The sequence below is a fragment of the Desulfosarcina sp. genome, assembly GCF_055467485.1.
The window spans coordinates 47,350-67,245 of sequence record NZ_JBUOIV010000020.1 but is presented as its reverse complement, the minus strand read 5'-3'; the positions used below and the strand labels follow the sequence as shown (position 1 = coordinate 67,245).

17 protein-coding genes are annotated in these 19,896 nt (G+C 58.2%); 6 read left to right on the top strand and 11 right to left on the bottom strand.

The features are described from left to right. Positions 1 to 126: 126 nt before the first annotated feature. The 7 genes from ACZCED_RS11685 to ACZCED_RS11655 all read right to left on the bottom strand — a co-directional run bounded on the left by ACZCED_RS11685 (position 127) and on the right by ACZCED_RS11655 (position 9,252). On the bottom strand, positions 127 to 1,935 hold the full coding sequence (locus ACZCED_RS11685) for a putative Na+/H+ antiporter (protein ID WP_462969159.1): 1,809 nt from the start codon (positions 1,933 to 1,935) through the stop codon (positions 127 to 129). A gap of 241 nt (positions 1,936 to 2,176) precedes the next feature. Next, positions 2,177 to 2,635, bottom strand: a complete 459-nt coding sequence (locus tag ACZCED_RS11680; protein ID WP_462969158.1) for a FeS-binding protein — start codon at positions 2,633 to 2,635, stop codon at positions 2,177 to 2,179. Next, entirely contained in the window at positions 2,625 to 3,617 is a 993-nt protein-coding gene (locus ACZCED_RS11675; RefSeq protein ID WP_462969157.1) for a 4Fe-4S dicluster domain-containing protein, read from the bottom strand. Before ACZCED_RS11675 ends, ACZCED_RS11680 begins: the two co-directional genes overlap by 11 nt. Before the next feature lie 368 nt (positions 3,618 to 3,985). Beyond that, positions 3,986 to 6,346: a hypothetical protein gene (locus ACZCED_RS11670; RefSeq protein WP_464860845.1), complete on the bottom strand. Its 2,361-nt coding sequence runs from the start codon at positions 6,344 to 6,346 to the stop codon at positions 3,986 to 3,988. A gap of 7 nt (positions 6,347 to 6,353) precedes the next feature. Continuing rightward, positions 6,354 to 7,262: a serine/threonine-protein kinase gene (locus tag ACZCED_RS11665; RefSeq protein ID WP_462969155.1), complete on the bottom strand. Its 909-nt coding sequence runs from the start codon at positions 7,260 to 7,262 to the stop codon at positions 6,354 to 6,356. A gap of 8 nt (positions 7,263 to 7,270) precedes the next feature. Further along, complete coding sequence (gene amrS / locus ACZCED_RS11660) at positions 7,271 to 8,284, bottom strand: AmmeMemoRadiSam system radical SAM enzyme (protein WP_462969154.1); 1,014 nt, start codon at positions 8,282 to 8,284, stop codon at positions 7,271 to 7,273. Positions 8,285 to 8,418: 134 nt separating this feature from the next. Further along, positions 8,419 to 9,252, bottom strand: coding sequence for a class I SAM-dependent methyltransferase (locus ACZCED_RS11655; RefSeq protein WP_462969153.1), 834 nt, complete (start codon positions 9,250 to 9,252; stop codon positions 8,419 to 8,421). Positions 9,253 to 9,528: 276 nt separating this feature from the next. On the opposite strand from ACZCED_RS11655, the gene tsaA reads away from it, so the two are divergent. From tsaA to ACZCED_RS11635, 4 genes are all read left to right on the top strand, one after another. Next, entirely contained in the window at positions 9,529 to 9,939 is a 411-nt protein-coding gene (gene tsaA, locus ACZCED_RS11650) for a tRNA (N6-threonylcarbamoyladenosine(37)-N6)-methyltransferase TrmO (RefSeq protein WP_462969152.1), read from the top strand. Positions 9,940 to 9,945: 6 nt separating this feature from the next. Next, a complete protein-coding gene (gene recD2, locus ACZCED_RS11645) occupies positions 9,946 to 12,165 on the top strand; it encodes an SF1B family DNA helicase RecD2 (RefSeq protein ID WP_462969151.1) in 2,220 nt (739 codons plus the stop codon). 119 nt (positions 12,166 to 12,284) lie between these two features. Continuing rightward, positions 12,285 to 13,637: an adenylosuccinate lyase gene (gene purB, locus ACZCED_RS11640; protein WP_464860844.1), complete on the top strand. Its 1,353-nt coding sequence runs from the start codon at positions 12,285 to 12,287 to the stop codon at positions 13,635 to 13,637. A gap of 234 nt (positions 13,638 to 13,871) precedes the next feature. Beyond that, positions 13,872 to 14,882, top strand: coding sequence for a GNAT family N-acetyltransferase (locus ACZCED_RS11635; RefSeq protein ID WP_464860843.1), 1,011 nt, complete (start codon positions 13,872 to 13,874; stop codon positions 14,880 to 14,882). A 69-nt stretch (positions 14,883 to 14,951) separates the two neighbouring features. On the opposite strand, the gene ACZCED_RS11630 is transcribed toward ACZCED_RS11635, so the two are convergent. From ACZCED_RS11630 to ACZCED_RS11620, 3 genes are all read right to left on the bottom strand, one after another. Then, positions 14,952 to 15,248 (bottom strand): hypothetical protein, encoded by a 297-nt coding sequence (locus ACZCED_RS11630; RefSeq protein WP_464860842.1) that lies wholly within the window; start codon positions 15,246 to 15,248, stop codon positions 14,952 to 14,954. A 421-nt stretch (positions 15,249 to 15,669) separates the two neighbouring features. Next, complete coding sequence (locus ACZCED_RS11625) at positions 15,670 to 16,380, bottom strand: GntR family transcriptional regulator (RefSeq protein WP_464860841.1); 711 nt, start codon at positions 16,378 to 16,380, stop codon at positions 15,670 to 15,672. Positions 16,381 to 16,461: 81 nt separating this feature from the next. Beyond that, positions 16,462 to 16,836 carry a hypothetical protein gene (locus ACZCED_RS11620; protein WP_462969146.1) on the bottom strand — a complete coding sequence of 125 codons (375 nt, stop codon included), beginning with the start codon at positions 16,834 to 16,836 and terminating at the stop codon, positions 16,462 to 16,464. Between the two features lie 344 nt (positions 16,837 to 17,180). On the opposite strand from ACZCED_RS11620, the gene efpL reads away from it, so the two are divergent. Together efpL and ACZCED_RS11610 are read left to right on the top strand one after the other, a co-directional pair. Further along, entirely contained in the window at positions 17,181 to 17,753 is a 573-nt protein-coding gene (gene efpL / locus ACZCED_RS11615; RefSeq protein WP_462969145.1) for an elongation factor P-like protein EfpL, read from the top strand. An 18-nt stretch (positions 17,754 to 17,771) separates the two neighbouring features. Next, a complete protein-coding gene (locus ACZCED_RS11610; protein ID WP_462969144.1) occupies positions 17,772 to 18,677 on the top strand; it encodes an HD-GYP domain-containing protein in 906 nt (301 codons plus the stop codon). Positions 18,678 to 18,706: 29 nt separating this feature from the next. Here the strand turns inward: ACZCED_RS11610 and ACZCED_RS11605 are convergent, their stop codons facing one another. Beyond that, positions 18,707 to 19,891, bottom strand: coding sequence for a BaiN/RdsA family NAD(P)/FAD-dependent oxidoreductase (locus ACZCED_RS11605; RefSeq protein WP_464860840.1), 1,185 nt, complete (start codon positions 19,889 to 19,891; stop codon positions 18,707 to 18,709). Positions 19,892 to 19,896: the final 5 nt, after the last annotated feature.

Sequence of the window (19,896 nt, the reverse complement as noted above, 5' to 3'; positions counted from 1 at the left end):
ACCGTATAGAGATGATCGTTGGGGAAAACACTGGCCGCTTGGCGCTGCAGGACGATAAAACCAGCAGGCCGCAGACAAGCACCCCCCTGTGACCCGTCATAGAACCTTTCATGATGCGTTCTCCACTTAGAAAAAGAGAAAAATCAGCCACACAATTGCCGTTGGCAGGGCGGCTGCCAGCAAGATGGCAACGGGTGACACTTCTTCATCGAAAAAGGATTTGAGGATGCTCAGACCAGCGGGGTTGGGGGCGTTGGCGATGATGGTCAGTCCGCCGCCGGCAACGGCTCCGGCTACGACCGCGTATTTCATCCCCTCTGAAAAGCTGGGTACCAGGGTGCTCAAGAAGGTGATGGCCGCGTTGTCGTTGAATGCCGTGAGGATGGTGGCACCCAGCATCAGGGGAACCTCGGTCAAATTGCCCAGCACCGGCTCAATCCACCATCCCTGGAGACCCCCGTGGATCACCAGGCCGCCGAGGAAAAAGCCCACCAGCAGTGCCGGTTTGAGGCTCAGCTGGTTTTGATAAGGCGCAGTGACCTGGGCAAAGCCCAAGAAGAAGAGCAGCCCGGGGATAAAAAACGGTGGATAGTGGGCATTGATAATGGTCCATCCCATGAATACGATGTGAACCAGGGTCACCCACAGCGGCACGGGGTCGTCCCGGCGGTCCCAGTCCGGGTCCAGGAAAGGCGGGCGATCCTCAGGCGGCAGAAGTCCGGGCAGGGCACGGCGCATGCGTCTGAGCTGGATCTCCTGATTGCGTTCTTCAAACGCCCGACGGGCCAGGTCCGGATCGATGCCTTTGCCTTCGAGATCTGCCATGGCCCTGACTGCCAGGCTTTGGGTGAGTTCCCGGCCGACCTCTTTCAACTGATCGGAAAAAGTCTCCACAAAATGGAAGCGATCCTCGACCCGCCCAATGCACTGGTCCATCATCTCTTCCACGTCGGCCCGTTTGAGATAGCGCCGCTGAATTTCATCCTTGAGGCTGTTCATGGCAAAGGTTTTCTGCAGTGCCTTCAATTCGCCTCGGAATATGAGAAAATAGCTCAGGTTGGCCGCAAGGATGCCCAGCACAGCTTTCCAGCCGAAATGGGTCAACATGAACACCGAGTCCCATTTCCAGGGCGCCGCCACCATCAGGACCGGCGGTGCCGCATAACTGGTCAGCGTGCCGCCTATGGAAATGTTGACGAACAATAGACCAAGCGTGGCATATTTGAACCGACTGGAGGGTGCCAGCGCATAAAATTTGTTGGCCAGCAGCATGGCGGCAATGGTCATGGCCGCCGGTTCGGTGATGAACGACCCCAGAATGGGGCCGATGGTCAAAATGGACCACCACCAGGCGCTGAGCGTGCCGCCCAGGAGATTGGCGATTCTCCACATGAATCGTTCGGTGATTTGCAGGATCGGGCGTGTGGCCGCCAGGGTCATGATCACCACGACGAACATCGGTTCGGTAAAATTCACCTTGTAAAGGATATAGCTTTTGGCTGTGGGCCAATCGAAAAACAGGACAATCACGCCCACCAGGGCCACGGCCCAGATGCCGAACACAGCCTCCACTTCGCCGAGGAAATGAAACAGTTCGGCACCGTGGTGCACCGAATCCCGGGGGGCCAGCCCTTTCTTGATCTTCTCTTCGTGGTCATGTGCCCACCGATGGGCGATGACCATGAAACGGCCGGTGAGAAAGGTGTGGATGATGGCACACAGAAAAATGAGAGACGCCACCAGGTTGAACGGTTCGTAACGGATGCGGTTGACCAGGATGTCGATGATACCGCCCATCTCCCCATCGCCGTAACTCTCCAGGCCGGGTGGAAAAGCCGGTGTATCGGCCGGCGGCCCGCCGGCCGCCAGGACGCTTGCGGAAACGATGCAGGCAAGTAAAAAAAAGAAGACGACACGGGGGCGCATTTTTTCCATATTTCATTTCCTGACACGGGTTATAATGGCGGCAAGGCAAGTGAATCCGACAGTATGCTTACTATCGCCGAAAAAAAGCAGATGGGGTAATTGTAACTGGAAATGCTAAAAAAGCAAGGGTAAGGCATTCCTATGTGCAATAGCGCACTATCGGTTTGCCGCTCATCGCAGAGGAGGAAACGGATGCACCTGAACACGGCGTCGTCGTTTTTATGCGTTGGCAGGGTCGGGATTTGTCGGTTTAGGAGCGCTGTCGCCAGGGCTGTTTGAAAATCAAGGCCACGAGGGCCGCGACCATGAACAGCATGGCGGCTGCCATGTGGGAAAAATTGAAAATTATCAACATTGTCATTGGAAAATGAACCCCCGGTAGGTTTTTAATAACCATAAGGATGCCCGTGGCCAGGGCCAATGCCAGAAGAAAAACCCTGATGCTGCCGGATCGGGTCAGTCCGCCGGAATGGGATCTTCTCATGACCAGGAAAGTGGTGGCTGCATAGGCGCCGATGGCCAGCAGCAGGCTTCCGGCGAGAATGTGGACATTGACGTTGATGAAGAAGTCGCCCGACCATCCCAGACCCGGGACATCGGCAACATAGTACCGTCCCCACAAGGGCATGTTGCCGAAGCCGGTAAAAAGGGCTGCCACCGCAGCGATTCCATACAGCACGTTCAGCACAAGATCGGGCTTAGCGTTCATGTTGCGTTTCCTTCCCGCCGCCATCGGATTTTCCCAGACTCATGAATCGCGCCACGGCACCGGCCACACCGGCCACCGGTGCAATGGCCATTGCCAGCGCCATGTTGTTGGCCGACGCCATGGCATCGGGAGCCGGTGCCAGATGGGGCGAGCCCGGCCCTTTCTCGATGGCCTGGTTCAATACATCGAAGGGCACCGGCGATACATAGATCGTATTGGTGCCGCCGTTTTCCGTTTCGCCGTAAATATACCCGTCCATTTCCCTGGCCAGCTGATGGGCCTTTTCCAATATCTCCTGCCGGGGGCCGATCTGCTGGACGTCTTCCGGGCAGACATCGATACAGGCGGGCCGTTCGCCTGCCTTGATCCGGTCGTAACAGCGGTCGCACTTGTACATGACGCCGTTGCCCGCATACTGGGGCAGCAGGTCAAGGTGCAGCCCCACGCCGGACTGGCGTTCGGGAATATGCCATGGGCACACCGCCTTGCACTTGGCGCCCCCCATGCAAACATCCGGATGAATGCGCACGATGCCGTTGTCCTGGGTAAAGGCGGCACCGAACGGGCAGAGGTTGGAACAGGGGGCGTTGCGACAGTGCATGCAGCGCCGGGGGATGTTGATTTCGAAATCCTCCCCGTTGTATTCGCCGACAGCCGGTTGGATGAAGAGCCAGTTATAGGGGGTCAGCCGGTCATCAATGCTGCGCCGTTCCGCCGCCGACCAGTCGGCTATCTTGACTCTGTTGCGTGGAATCATATCGGGCATGGGACCAATCGGCGCGGGGAATTTGGTGTCGTTGACCTCCCGGCAGGCCTCTACACAGGCACCGCAGGCAATGCATTGTTGAAGATCCAACAGGGTGCACAGTTCCGCGTCGGCAGCCCTGGCGGAGGGCGGGCGGGGGACGCCGGCGGCCGCCACCGCGCCGGCCGTGATCAGGCCGGCCTTGATAAAAGACCGCCTGGACAAATTGGTGGACATGGAAAAACGCTCCTTCCCGAAATTGAACCGCGTCAGCGAGCCGATTCCCGCAGCTTGCCGCGGGGTTAGCAAGCGAACTGAAAATCGGCTTTTTTCCCTACGCTGCTGCGAAGCGCTGCCGATACAGGCATAACATTCCACGCGGCTTACCGCAGGGAGGGTTAAAAACAGGCATGATCCCGGCAGCGTCAGGTGAAATTACGCGAAGCACCCCACAGGGGTTGTCGACCGCTTAACGTGCGCTTGAAAGGCACCTACAGCCGGAACCGTCAATTCACACGACCATGTGAAAGGAGAGCAAATACACGTCGAAGGGTTACAAGATAATTCCCCAAGGCGGCAACGGGTCAGCCGCAGTCAACCGGCCGCTACATGAAAGACTGGATATTTTTCAACCGGTTGGCCATATCCTGCAGCCGGCCCGACATCACCCGGATGAAGCTTTTGCCGTCCGGGGTGTGTTCGCCGTCGAAACTGATGGCAATTCCCGCAAACTTGAAGTCCACGGGGATGCCCTTCACATCGATGGGCGCGTCCTGGAGCACTTTCATCACGCGGTTCAGCGCCTTTTTGGAATCTTCGCGGCCGATCAGCGGCAGCACGGCCACGATGGTATTTTTTCCCAGCTGACCGACGATGTCCACCTCGCGAAAAGTCTCGGCCAAGAGGGCCAGCACGGCTTCTATGAGAATTTCGTTGTTGATGGCGCCGGCCGGTACCTTGGCGCGGGGTTTGATCCGCACCATGGAGAACGCCAGGGCGGAAAAGGAGTAGTCGTAGCGGTTGGCCCGGGCGATCTCCTTTTCCAGGATAAAGGCCATGGCGCTGGCTTTGATCACGCCGGTGGGCATGACCCGGTTGGCCTCCCTGTCCTTGATCAGCTGCTTCTGGCGGGCGATCTCATCCTGGATTTTCTTGTAGTCGTTCTCATCGATTTCACCGGCTTCGACTTTGGTGCGGACGATCTTTAAGATTTCCCCCAGTTCGTCGTGTTCGCTGACGCTCTGTTCCAGGGTCTGGAGCACACTGAGAACCTTGTGCGGCTTTGCGGTCCCGCCGCCTTCATCCGGTTGGCCCTTGGCCTTTAGCCATTCGGTGCGCATCTGGGCCAGGACCGTTTCCATCCGGGCGTTGAGGCGGTCTTCCAGCTTGGCGATGACATCGCCCCCCACATCCATCTTGCCCAGCTGGCTGACGATGGTGGACTCGATGCTTCCCACCACCTTTTTCAGATGCTCGGGATCGTCTTTGTCCTGGACCTGGTCCATGGCCATCTGGCCGCCCATCTGCTCCACGTAACCGGCCAGAATGTCAGCCAGTGCATCCTCGTCACCGCCGCCTTTGCGGATCTCGGCGGCCAGGTAAATCAACTGGGCCGCCTGTTCCGGGTTATTCTTGAATTCCGCGATCAACTCATCGCCGTCCACGCCGATCTCTTCACCGCTCTCCTGAAGGATGTTGGCCAGGCCCTCGCTCTCCAGTTCCTTGCCCAAGGCCTGTATCAGCTCCAGGTACTGCGTGTGGGACATACCCTCCGCCAGCAGTGCCGTTTTTATCTTGGGCAGAAGCCGCTTGAGTTCGGCGGCTTCGGGCACCAGTCGCCTGAGGATATGGGCCATGCGGGCCGGCGTGATCCTGCCCTGCTGGTACTCGTCTTTCACCAGCTGGATGAGCACCCGATCGGTGAGTTCGTTGGCATTCTCCAGAATGGCCGCCTCGTTTTCATAGGCGACACCCATGGCCTTCTGGGCTTCGATGCCTTCCAGCAGTTGTTTTTTCATGTCGAAGACGGCACCGGCCAGATCGGCAATGGCCACGTCGCCTTTACCTTTCAGGTGCTTGTCCACTTCGATGCGCATCACTTCCAACTGCTGAAACAACAGGTTGCCGTGGCCCCCGGCACCCGTTCCCCCGGCACCCGTTCCCCCGGCACCCGTCCCGCCGCTGCCGTCACCGGTCCCGCCCTCACCCGGCCCGCCGCGGCCGTCTCCAGTCCCGGTTCCTTCACCCGGGCCGCCGGAAGCACCCCCGGTGCCGCTGCCGCCACCTGGTCCTTCACCGCCGCCGCCTGCTGAAACACTTTCCAGGTCCGCCTGGATCATGTTTTTGGACACGGCGCCCGGATTGGCCATTAGGGATTCAATGTTCAGGGTTTTGGCGAACTCCTCGGTGAGCACGCTCTCCAGCAGCGTGTCCATGAACATCTTACGGGTCTTGGCCTCGTCCTCGGCGGCCATCATCTGGGGGGTCAGATCCTTCAGCGCGTCACGGGAAATCACCTCATCATCGTCGGTCACTTTTTTATAGCGCACGTGGTTGACCTTGATACTGGACACCCCCCGGGCAAAGATGGCTTTTTTGAATCCCTCGGCACCGCTGTACTTGGTGATTTCGCTGAACACCTCCAAAAAGACCTTGACCTCCCGTTTCTCGAGGCCGGGTTCGATGGAGATGGACTGAATACCGTTATTTTTGAACAGCATCACCAGACGCCCCACGTTGAGACGGGGATCCAGAGGCTCCTCGTCCACGAAAAACTCCTCGCGATTGAGAATAAACACCAGCGGCGAAATGATTTTCAACAGGTTGACGGCACCATCGTAAAACATGTCGATGGACTGTTCCACAAACGGGTGGTTCGGCTGATACATCATGGAGCGATTGAACAGCAGGGCAATGGTGCGTCCGAATTGGGAGAGCTGGTTTTTCGTGGCGGCGTCTACTGGCATGGCGTCCTCACCTGGCTGAAGATGATGTCATCAATTTTTTTGAAAAGCGGTCCAGTTCCGATGCAAACTCGCGACATGAAGGGTAGCGCTGATCCCGGTCAAAGGCCAGGGCCCTGAAGAGGATTTCATCCAAGGCCCGGTTGGCCATGGGGTGGACCTCGGAGGGCCGCTGCTGAAAGATCCGGTCTTTCAACGCGAGCTTCATCTTGAGCAGATCCATGGCCGTCTGATAGGGCGGGTAGGGAAGCTTGGACTCGAGCATTTCGAGCATCATCACCCCGGCGCTGTACATGTCCGCACGACCGTCGACCGTGCCCGACAGAATCTGTTCCGGTGCGATATACATCGGTGTGCCCAGCAGCAGCCGGTCGCTTTTGCTCGTGGTCCGGGAAACCCGGGCCACACCGAAATCCGTGATCAGCGGCCGCTTGGAATGCGTTTCGATCATGACGTTGTCCGGTTTGATATCCCGGTGGACGATGTCGTTGTCGTGGGCATATGCCAGGGCATCCAGAATTTTCAGCATGAGCGATATAATGGTCGGCAGCGGCATGAACCGTTTGGAAGGGATGACATTCTTCTGGGTCCGGCGGATGAAGTAGGACAATTCGTTACCCTTGACCAACTGCATGGTAAAAAAGAGAAATTCCTCCGTTTCGCCCACTTCATAAATGGGAATGATGTGGGGATGCATCAGGATGGCGGCCGATTCGGCTTCCTGCTGGAAAAAAGCGGCGGTTTTTTCCGTCATCAGGGATTTGGGAAGGACCTTGACGGCAATCTGCCGTTTAAGGGTTTTCTGGAAAGCCACGAAAACGGCGGACATGGCGCCGTGACCGATCTTCTTGAGCAGCACGGAGGTGCCCACCTGCTGGCCGACCAGGTGATCCAGATTGAGCTTCCCGATGGTTGACATGCTTCTCCTTACATCCCGATGCCCTCAATGACCGTTCCGCAACCGCTGCATCGGCCCTTTTGCACCCGGTTGTCAATGATATGAAACCCCCGGCGGGCAATAACGGTTTGCCTGCAGCCGGGACAGATGGTGTCTTCGCCGCCCTGTCCCGGGATGTTGCCCGTATAGACATACTTCAGCCCGGCCGTCATTCCGATATCCCTGGCCTGGATGAGGGTCGAAACCGGAGTCGATCCGCGATCCGTCAGTTGGTAAGTGGGGTGGAAACGGCTCACGTGCCAGGGCGTTTCCGCGCCCAGGTCTTTGGCGATAAAGGCTGCCAGGCGCGACAACTCCATGGGATCGTCGTTCAGTCCCGGAATGATCAGGGTGGTGACCTCTACCCAGACTCCCAGGCGCTTCATTCGCCGCAGGGTTTCCTTCACCGGCTCCAGTCGGGCCCCGCACTGCCGTTTGTAGAAGTCGTCACTATAGGCTTTCAGATCCACGTTGGCGGCATCCAGCCAGGGGCTGATCCGCTGGAGCGCCTCGGCGCTCATGTATCCATTGGTCACGAAAACATTTTTGACCCCCCGGCCGTGGGCCAATTGCGCCGCGTCGCAGGCGAACTCGAAAAAAACCGTCGGTTCGGTATAGGTGTAGGCGATGCTGGCGCATCCCTTGCGCTCGGCGGCCGCTACCACCTGCTGCGGTGTCGCTTCATCTCCCGCCACCATCCCGTTGCGGTCCGACGGCATCTGGGCGATGTCGGCATTCTGGCAGAACCGGCATTTGAAATTGCAGCCCACCGTGGCGATGGAAAATGACCGGCTGCCGGGCATCAGGTGGAAAAGCGGTTTTTTTTCGATCGGGTCGTCGCCGGCAGCGATAAGGCGCCCGTAAACCCGTGTTTCCAGAGCGCCGTCCCGGTTTTCCCGCACCCCGCAGATTCCCCGTTTGCCGTTGCCGATGACACACATGTGGCTGCACAACCGGCATCGGACCCGCTGATCCTGCAGGGTTTCGTAGAGCCAGGCTTCCATCGGGGGGCGGGCTCCTTTCCTTTCGGGGTGGCTTCGCCGGCCGTGGGCACCGGTTGCCCGAAAACAGAATTTTTTAGTTTAAACAGTTATTTGAATATTTTGTCAAATGATTCTCACCAAATTCAGCCATATGTTCAGCCGATCGTGTGAGCGCATTGCCCGCCGCTTAAGTGCGCGGAATCGTCAAAACCGTTGGATGGGGACATACCGGAACAGCCTGCCGTACCGGCTGCGATGCGGCCGACTTTTTTGGGCTGGTACCGGATCGCCAGGGGGCGCGTGCGGAACCGGGGTACCAGGGTGACGACGATGCCGGCGAAAGTCCCGAAAGGGAAACGCTGGACCAGGCCTGAACCTTCGATCTGCTTCATCCAGGCTCCCCAGGGGCCGGGAAACTGGCAGACGGTGCGCCAGCAGACCGGGACCGGTCCCATCAGTTCCCGGACCATGCTTTTGATTTCCCAGACGCTGAAGAAGTTGGCCCGGTTGTAAATGGTCGGGGTGAATATACCCTGCACCCGCCGGCCGATGCCGGTGAGGGCATAGCGGTTCAAGAATCCGATGAACACCCGGTCCTTGGCCACCCGAAAGGCCTCGGCCAGGGCCTTTTTCGGGTGGTCCACAAATTCAAGGCAGGTAAACAGGCAGGCATGGTTGAAAGAATTATCGTCAAAGGGAAGATCTTCGGCGAACCCGCGATACAGAGAGACGCGGTTGCCAAGCGTTGAGGACAAAATGTCCAGCATGTAGGGGGAGGGATCGATGCCTGTCACGTCGAGGCCCTTCTCCAACAGCGGTTCGATCGAGGCCCCGGTGCCGCAGCCGATGTCCAGCACCGACTCACCGGCAACCGGATCCAGCATGCTCAGCATGAGGCGGCTCTCCAGGTCGGCGGCCAAGCGGTTCCTGCGCTTTTGCATCCACTGGTGGTAGCGTTTGGCATCGTGAAAGTCGAAAATATAACCCATGAGAATAAGTGTATTTAATTACAGCAGGTTAATCAAGTGCAACCTTGCATTCGCAAGAATCACCATTGATGGACAGTCCGCTTGCATGCAACACCGCACCGGTGCTCTGCAGTTTTCTGCATCGGCCAAACAAGCCACACGGGGTTCGCTGACTATCGGGGTTCAACGGCCGGCCAGTCCGGTTTTTTGTGTGAATGGGTATAATATATTTCTTGATCATCGGGTTTCAAGTTGATTGTATAAAACCGCTATTCATCGATTCACGAGGAGACGGCCATGAACGACGCATTCCAGGTGCATCCCATCGGATGGATCCGTAAAACCGACCGTACCGTCCGCATCGAGATCGACCCCGCGTTCCAGGACGGCCTCCTGGGGGTGGAGGGTTTTTCGCACATCATCGTCTGCTACTGGTTTCACGAAAACGACAATCCCACAGACCGCGGCCGGCTCCAGGTGCACCCGAGGAAAAACCCCTCCAACCCGCTCACCGGTGTCTTTGCCACCCACGCACCGGTGCGCCCCAATCTGCTCGGCCTATCGGCTTGCCGGGTGCTATCCGTCACCGGGACCACGATCCATATCGATTCGATCGACGCCCGCAACGACACGCCGGTGATCGACATCAAATGCTACATTCCCGACAAGCTGGATCCCTCGGAGATCCGGCTGCCGGACTGGGTGTGATTGCCGATGGCCGCCTTTAAAAGCGATAGCACGCCGACCGCCCAAGCCAATCTAAATTTTCTTACCGGTCAGATTGAACGGATCACATACAGTGATGACGAGAGCGGCTTTACCATTGCCCAGGTGAAGGTCTCCGACCGGCCCGGCCTAGTCACCGTCGTGGGCAGCCTCATGGCGCCCACCCTCGGGGAGGTGCTGACGATGCAGGGGGTGTGGGCGCAACATCCCCGATACGGTGAGCAGTTCAAGGTCGTGCACTACCAGACCCGTGTGCCGGCCACTGTCAGCGGCATCAAGAAATACCTGGGTTCGGGCATGGTCCGCGGACTCGGGCCCACGATCGCCGAGCGCATTGTCGACCATTTCGGAAAAGAGACCCTGGCGGTAATCGACAGCGATGCACAGCGACTGACCGAAGTCGAAGGCATCGGCAAAAAGCGCGTAGCCATGATCCGTGCCGCCTGGGATGAACAGAAGGACATCCGTGAGGTGATGCTTTTTCTGCAGAGCCATAACGTCAGCACCGCCTATGCGATAAAAATCTTCAAACACTACGGCGACCGTTCGATTGCCATGGTGCGGGAAAATCCCTTTCGGTTGGCCACGGATATTTTCGGTATCGGTTTTGTCACCGCCGACCGCATTGCCGAAAAAATGGGTATCGCCAAGGATGCTCCGGTTAGAATCGAGGCCGGCATCCTCTACGTGCTTCATCAACTGGCGGACGAGGGCCATGTGTACTACCCTGACACCCTGTTGATGAAAAAAGCCGCCGATACCCTCCAGACGGAATCTAAAATGGTGGATGGTGTCCTGGAATCCCTATGCAAACGGGAGCAGGTTGTCATGGAAAAGCTGCCCGACGGCAGCCGAGCGGTCTACCTGGCCAAATTTCACCTGTGTGAAACCCGGATCGCCCAACGGCTGGGGGCCCTGATCCATGCACCCCGCCAGGTCTCACTGATGAACGTGGCGGATGAATTGGCATGGGTGCAGACACGCCTTTCCATCCGTTTGGCCGACCGGCAGGTGGAAGCGGTAAAAAGGGCCCTGGAAAGCAAGGTCATGGTGATTACCGGGGGACCGGGCACCGGGAAGACCACCATCATCAACGCCATCTTGAAGATTTTCTCCAGAAGAGACACATCGATTCTGCTGGCCGCACCTACCGGACGGGCGGCCAAACGCATGAGCGAGGCCACCGGTCACGAGGCCAAAACCATTCACCGGTTGCTGGCGTTTTCCCTGGCCCATGGCGGATTCCAGAAATCCGAGGACAACCCATTAGCCTGCGAACTCCTCATCATCGATGAAGCCTCCATGATCGACACGCTGCTCATGCATCACCTGCTCAAAGCGGTTCCACCGCATGCCACCCTGATTCTGGTGGGTGACGTGAACCAGCTGCCGTCGGTGGGCCCGGGCAGTGTGCTCAAGGACATTATCGCGTCACAGGCCGTGATCACGGTGCCGCTCAACGAAATTTTCCGGCAGGCCCAAAAGAGCCGGATCGTCGTCAACGCTCACCGCATCAACAGCGGTAAGATGCCCGTGGTCGACAATGCGAGCGACGGCGATTTCTTTTTCATCCAGCGCGAATCCCCGGAAGATGCGTTGTCGACGATCATTACCGTCGTCAATGAACGGCTGCCTAAACTGGGCTACGATCCGTCGAGTGACATCCAGGTGCTCACTCCCATGCACCGGGGGTTGCTGGGTGCGGGCAATCTGAACCGGCAGCTTCAGGACGCCCTGAATGCCGGAGAAGACCGCATTGTGCGGGGGGATCGACGGTTTCGACTGAATGACAAGGTGATGCAGATCCGCAACAATTACGACAAGGATGTGTTCAACGGAGACATCGGCACAATTACTGCCATTGCGGGCGATCTGCAGCAACTGATTGTCGACTTCGACGGCCGTGCCGTGGCTTACGAATTTTCGGACCTGGACGAGATGGTTCTCGCCTATGCCGTCTCGGTGCATAAATCCCAGGGTTCTGAATACCCGGCGGTGGTCATGCCGGTGATGACGCAGCATTATGTTCTGCTCCAGCGCAACCTCCTCTATACCGCCGTCACCCGGGGGCGGCGGATGGTGGTGCTGGTGGGTACCCGGCGGGCGCTGGCCATCGCCGTGAACACCAGCAAAACGGAAAAGCGCTTTACCCGGCTGGAAGACCGCCTGCGGGAAGGCGATCGCGCGTTGATACACCCAATCGGGTGAGTTTGACATTGCCGGGTCATTTTTCTATAAGCGTCCTGGATCAGAATACGTTCAACCATCGATGCGTTAAAAGCGATTTTTATGCTGCCTGTATATCCGGACATTATTGAGGAGGTGCTATGACCCTTTCCCCCCTTACTGCCGTTTCCCCTGTGGACGGACGCTATCGGAGGGCCACCGCCCCCCTGTCCGACTATTTCAGCGAAGGCGCCTTGATCCGCTACCGGGTCCGTGTGGAAATCGAATACTTTATCGCCCTGTGCCGGCTGCCCCTGCCCCAGTTGGCGGATATCGAGCCGGCAGTGTTCGACCGACTGCGCGAAACTTGCCAAACGTTCACCATGGACCATGCAGCCGAGATCAAGGAGATCGAAAAGACCACCAACCACGATGTCAAGGCGGTGGAGTATTTCGTCAAGGCCACCTTCGACCGGCTGGGCCTGTCCGCTTACAAGGAGTTCATCCACTTCGGCCTGACTTCCCAGGACATCAACAACACGGCCGTGCCCCTCTCCCTGAAGGAGGCCTGGCAGGCCGTGATGCTGCCGGCGCTGGAAGCGACCGTGGCCGACCTGACAGCCAAGGCCCGGGCATGGAAGCCGGTGCCCATGCTGGCCCGGACCCACGGCCAGCCCGCTTCGCCCACCCGGCTGGGCAAGGAGATATACGTGTTCGTGGATCGGCTGAGCCAGCAGATGAAGCTGCTGGCAGCCGTGCCCTTTGCCGCCAAGTTCGGCGGCGCCACGGGAAATTTCAATGCCCACCACGCGGCCTATCCCGACATCGACTGGATCGCCTTCGGCAACCGGCTGGTCAACGAAGGGCTGGGACTGCACCGCTCACGGGTAACCACCCAGATCGAACACTACGACCACCTGGCCGCCTTTTTCGACGGCGTGAAGCGGATCAACACCATTTTGCTGGACTTGTGCCGGGACCTGTGGACTTACATTTCCATGGACTACTTCAAACAGACCATCAAGAAGGGAGAGATCGGTTCATCGGCCATGCCCCACAAGGTCAACCCGATCGATTTCGAGAATGCCGAAGGCAACCTGGGGATAGCCAACGCCCTGCTGGAACACCTCTCGGCCAAGCTGCCCATCTCCCGCCTTCAGCGGGACCTGACCGACTCCACGGTGACCCGCAACATCGGCGTGCCGTTAGGCCACACCCTCATCGCCCTCAAGTCGCTCAAGCGCGGGCTGGACAAGCTGATCCTCAACGAGGACGCGCTCAAAAAAGACCTCGACAGCAACTGGGCCGTGGTGGCCGAAGGGATCCAGACCGTGCTGAGGCGCGAAGGCTACCCCAATCCCTATGAGACCCTGCTGGCGCTGACCCGCACCCACGCCGCGATCGACCAGGCCGCCATCGTCGCGTTCATCCACACCCTGGATGTGGCCGAACGGATCAAGAAGGAACTGCTGGCGATCACGCCGCAGAGCTATACAGGCATTCACGACTTCTAAGGCGAGTCCATCCGGAAATGGCCTTTTTCGGCCCAGGCCGGCGTTCTCAATCTGGTGACACCCTCGACGTAGCGCTGCTACGCCTGCGGTTTCACCATCGCTGCGGACTTGGCCTGAACCAAAAACGACCATTTCTGAACGGACACGGATCTGACCTGTTCGTCAGCGACGTCGGGAAAGATTCATAAAACCATGCGCATTTAATAAGAACTGAAATCACCGGTTGTATCCGCCATGCCCAGACTTTACCTGAAAGAATACGCGCGCGCCCTTGCCGGCCGGCAGGTCTTTATTGCCTGTCGGGAGGGCATCCTGCGCGATCACTTCCAGGAGATTATCACCGACATCAAATTCCTGGCGCGCCACGGCGCCGGGACCACCTTGCTGCACAACATGCCTAATCGCTTCGCCAACCAGAAGCTGACCACCCGGTTGGAAAACCGACTGCCGGCGACCGCCATTGTCCGGGTTCCTCCGGAAAACGATTTTTACGATGCGGTGCTCAATCATCAAGAATCCATGTTCAAGGTCATTTTTCTGGAACGCCGGTATCTGATTGACCGCCAGGCGAACAAGATCAACGCCATCACCACCGGCCGGGTCCGTGAATCACTGGAGGATTTCGGCGACCTGATCGCCAACGTCAACTTCAAGGGCGCCCTGGCCTGCATCTGCCACAAGATCGAGGCGGGTCAGTGTGACCGCGTGCACATCCTGGCGGCGGGCAAAAACGTCATCAAGCACGAGCTCTTCACCGTGGAAGGGGCGGGCACCCTCATCGCCAACAACTTCCAGGAGGCGTTCCGTCAGGTGCAAACCGACGAGGAGGTGGCGATCGTTCACCGCATCCTTGAGATGTACCGGCGTTCGGGTTTTTTGAAGCCGCGAACCAAAGCCTACCTGAACAAAAACCGGCACCGGTTTTACGTCACTGCCATCGACGGCATCGTGGTGGGTTGTGTCGAGCAGATCGTCATCGACGCCAAGACCGTGGAGCTGGGCGCACTGGCCATATCCACGCGTTTTCGCAACCAGCGGGTGGGCGTGCATACGGTGAAATCCTTCATGTCGTTGATGAAGATGCAGGGGTATACGCGCTTTATTTCCCTGACCAACAACCCCCGCCTGGAAGCGTTGTACAGCCAGTTGGGATTCGTCCAGGAGAGCCGCCCGGAATACCGGTTCAGGCAGGCACAGAGCCCGAATGTGAAGATGTTCTGTCGGATCGATGAACCGGTGGCGTGAACCGGGCGGGCGATCCGGCAGCCTGCGGAATGGATCTCCCGAACGCTGCCGGACCCGAATGCAGCGGGCTTAGGCCAGGCCAACCATCTTCAATGCTTCCTGGGCGCTGTAGTGAATCTCGGCGGTAAAGTTAAAATCCGGAATGCCATAGAAGGATATGTACCGGTTGGACACATATTCCATGCCCAAAGCCAACTTAGATTCATCCACTTCATAAATTTCCAGTCCATGGGTCCCGTCCATTTTTGCTTTTACAAATGGACCGATCAGCTTCATGTACTCTGGCACCGGCGCCAATTCCATAAAGCGCTTGCCGATGTCCTTGGCCGTTTCCGGCTTGAATCGGATAGTTCCTACAATTACCATCCCACACCTCCTTTTCCATTGGAGGGCAAAAGCCATTCTTTTGCCGTCATCCAGACAAGCGGCGGTCATGCAAAGGGCCTTCAGACGGGCCGTTCCGCCTGAAGGCCGGACATCGGTAATTTCATCGGGCTGTTATTCATCACTCTTGATTTTCAACGATACCACCCTCAATTGTCCACCGATGGCGATCTATCGCAGGGGACATTAACAACGGTCTGTTAATCTATTATCGTGGTCAACGGAAACGCATGTCATCAAACGTGCAATCGAAGCGGCGGGTTACGGCCTGCCTTGAGGAGAGGCGCAAACGGATCGAGATAGGATAAGCGGTTTTTCCAAACATCGGGTCAACACCCTTTATAATAAGTCGGGTCCGGACATCCTGTAAACCCTAAAAAACCATTTAACCATCCATGATGGGTTATGCGGGGAGACGACCGGTTTGACATTCATTTGGGGGTGCGGCCAGTGGCGGCTGCGGCGACCCGGTGGTCAGGTGGCGGATGGATCGACGAAAGTGACGCCGCATCATTTTTTCGGCCGTGTTGCCATCGCCGCTGCAGATGGCTTCGATGATGGCGCGGTGTTCGGCCAGGGTTTCATCCGGCCGGCGCACTAACCCTTCCGATGATACCAGTTGGTAGGAAAAGCTGATGATGTTGAAGGATTCCAGAATGCTTTTTAGAAATTCACGCGACCCGATTTCCGAGATGTAAAGATGAAAACGGCGATCCTCCTCGGCATATGCCCGGCTGTCTGCCACCGGCTCGGTGTCAGGAAACTGGCTGAAGAAGCCGCGTAAGGTTTTTTTCTTTTTTTCCGTCAGGGTTGCGGCTGCCCGTCTGGCGGCCAGGCCTTCCAGAACCTCCCGGAGTTCGAAGATGCCGACAGCCTCATCGCGGGTGAAGGCGCGCACGAAGAAGCCTCGCCGCGGCTTGGCCTCGACCAGTTTTTCCTTTTCTAAAAATTTTAATGCGTTGATCAACGGCGTCCGGCTGATGCCAAGCTCTGAGGCCAGTTTTTCCTGGGGAATCTTTTCCCCGGGCACCAGCTTCCGGTCTGTGATCATCTGTTTGACGATCAGGTAAACCTGGTGGTCCAGGTTTTCGTGGGAGGCGCCGATGTTTTTCATGGTGGCGGATACTTTCGAAGGTGGCCATTCAGCATTCAGCAAGATTCATAGCACAGGTCGATTGCAATACTCAACCGGATGTCATTCAACGGTTTGCGTCGGATCCGCAATCTCATTCAATGCGGTCTCGATCCCTTCCAGGATTTCCCAGCGAAGTTCGGGGATATCTGTCAGTTGTCGCACGATGTCGATCATGGGCGCCCAATCGCAGGTAGGGGCATCGGGGTTCGTAAGTTGATGGGGGGCGACCGCTTCGCGAAAACTTTCCTCCAGGTACAGCAGGCGGTAGTAGCCTTTTTCGGCCCTGAGTCCCGCTTTTCCCGGTGGACGATTTTTCGGTGATCGCGATTCGATGGCGGATTGAAACGTGGCGGCGATCATTCCATAAAGGCGGGCGTGTTGCTCGGGGCTCAGCGCAGTCTGCATCAGTTTTTCTAAAATGGGGTGCTTGTTCACTCTTATCCTCTACCAGCCTGGTGATTGGCCTTCGAATACACCCACGATTGCGGGTGAACCCATGTGCGTAAGTGCTAAGATGGTGGCTGGCCATTTAAACGTCAACCGTATTGCCCTGAACCCGGATAAGCGATATATAGGCGTTGTGCCGACGCTTTCGGACAGCGCGGTCGGCCGTCGGGGTTTTTTGCACGCCTCCACCCCGGGGCCAACCCCGTTGGCACCCAATTTTACTGACAACGTCTTGCGTTATGGATCTTGTGCCAGCCGGCTGCCAGCCGATGACCTGGATCCGGCCATTTGACCCAACTACCCGCAGCGGTGAACATCACAGGAGAACATCCGTGCCAAAAGCCAGCAACCTTCAGAAAGGTCACATTATCAATATCGACAACCATCCTTACCAGGCCAAACAGATCGATGTCCACACCCCGTCGGCCCGGGGGGCCAACACCCTTTACAAGGTCCGATACGCCTCGCTGATCACCGGGCAGAAACTGGACCAGACCTACAAGGGAAACGATATGCTGGAAGAGATGGCGGTGGACAAACGCCGGGTGAGCTTTCTATACCGCGACCAGAACCTGTACACCTTCATGGACAGTGAAAATTACGAGCAGTACACCCTGTCCGAGGAGACATTGGAAGGGCAGATCCAATGGCTCATCGACGGCCTGGAAAACATCACGGTGCTGCTCAGGGACGGTCACCCCCTGTGCATCGAGCTGCCCCAGACCGTCGATCTGGAAATCGTGGATACCGCTCCGGTGATGAAGGGGGCCACGGCCACCAACCGAAACAAGCCCGCCACCCTGTCCAACGGGGTGTCCGTGCTGGTGCCCGAATACATGACCGCCGGAGAGGTGGTGCGGGTGAACACCGAGACCGGCCAGTACATGACACGGGTAAAAAGCTGAAAAGGGGGGGAGCACCCCATGCCGGACTATCGACTCACCCATGGGGTAACCGATCGCAGGGGTAACACATTGTTGGCTGCGGGAACCCGCCTGACCCGCCGGGTCATGGAATCGCTGTCCAGCGGACAGACCACCGCCATTAAAACCTGCCGCTTGCTGGAATACCGGCAGATCAGGTCCGACCTGCTGGGCTTTTTCGCCGCTGCACCCTACGACCTGATTTTTCAAGAGACCCGGCGACAGGAAGAACTGCTCACCATTGCCGGGGATGTCGACCTGCCTGAGCCGGTGCTGGAATCCCTCTATCATTTTCGCGAGCTGGATTTTTATACCTATCGCCACACCCTGCTTGTCTTTGCCCTTTCCATCCTTATCGCCCGTGAACTGATCGACGACAGGGCAGCTTTACTCCAGGAGGTCATGGCCGGCCCCACCCACGATATCGGCAAACTTTGCGTTCCCCATGAAATTCTGGCCAAAGGGAAGCCGCTGAACCAGGCAGAGCATGCACACATTCGCCACCACGCGCTGGCCGGCTACGTGTTGTTGAGCTACTACTTTCAGGATCCCGGGATCCTGGCCGCCGAGGTGGCCAGGGACCACCATGAACGCAGGGACGGCAGCGGATACCCGCTGGGCATTTCGATCGACAACCTGATGATCGACATCGTCATGGTCAGCGACGTCTATGACGCCCTGATTTCGCCGCGGCCTTACCGCCCGGTCTCCTACGACAACCGCACCGCTCTGGAAGAGATCACCCGGCAGGCCGACGCCGGCACCATCAGCGAGACCGTGGCCCGGGTTCTGGTGGCCCTGAACCGGCAAACCCAACCCCATTTCAGCCGGTGTGTGGTTTCCACGGAATGTCGGGGCGTCCCGCCGTCGAAGAATGTTTACGGGCTCATCGAGACGAATGATTGAACCCGGCCGGTGAAGTGCAATTGCCGGGGCTACGCCACCTGGCCGGCGCACCATCCCGATGACCAGGCCCACTGCAGGTTGTACCCTCCCAGCCAGCCCGTGACATCCACCACTTCACCGGTAAAGTAGAGCCCCGGTTCCCGGCGTGCCTGCATGGTTTTCGAAGAGAGGGCGTCACAGTCCACCCCACCCACGGTGACCTCAGCGGTGCGGTACCCCTCGGTGCCGCCCGGCTTCAGGGTCCACTGCTGCAAGTGGGCGGCGATTTCTCTGCATTGTGTATGGGAAAGCTGCTGAAGTGGACGATCCGCAATGGCAGGAGGGATCCGTGCCGCCACCAGCCGCTTGGGCAGGAGCGCCGAAAGGGCCGTGCTGACCCGGCGGCGGGGGTGCTGCTGTTGCTGTCTTTTCAGCCATGCCACAACGTCCATGTCCGGCAGCAGGTCAATGGCAATGGTCTCGCCCGGCTGCCAGTAGGAGGAGATCTGCAGGATGGCCGGGCCGCTGAGCCCCCGATGGGTGATCAGCATATTTTCGCGGAAGCACTGCCGCCGGCAGCTGACGACGGCATTCGCGGCGATGCCGGATAGACCGGCCAGAGCCTTCTTGTCCGCCGGCTGGAGGGTAAGCGGAACCAGGCCGGCACGCGGCGGACGGACCGGTATGCCAAACTGCCGGGCAATCTCGTATCCCAGCGGGCTGGCGCCAGCCTCTGGTATGGACAACCCGCCGGTGGAAACCACCAGGGACGGGCAGGTAAAAATTCCCCGGCTGGTTTGGATTTCAAATGATTGGTCCGGGAGCCTTTCAATTTTCACTATTTTCGTGTCCAGGCTGAAGCGGGCGCCGGCCTTGTGGCATTCGGACAACAGCATGTCCAGGATCTGGCGGGCGCTGCCCACGCAGAACAACTGGCCATGGGATCGCTCTTCATAGGCGATGCGGTGGTCGTTGACCCATTCGACAAAATCCCACTGGGTGTAACGTGACAGCGCCGACTTGCAGAAGTGGGGATTGTGGGAGAGGTAGTGGGCGGGGTCGATTTCGCGGTTGGTAAAATTGCAGCGGCCGCCGCCGGACATCAAAATCTTGCGGCCCGGTGTCCGGGCATGGTCGACAACCACCACCCGGCGGCCGCGTTTGCCGGCTTCCATGGCGCACATCAGTCCCGACGCGCCGGCACCGATAACAACGACATCCGTAAGCGGGTTCAACCGGG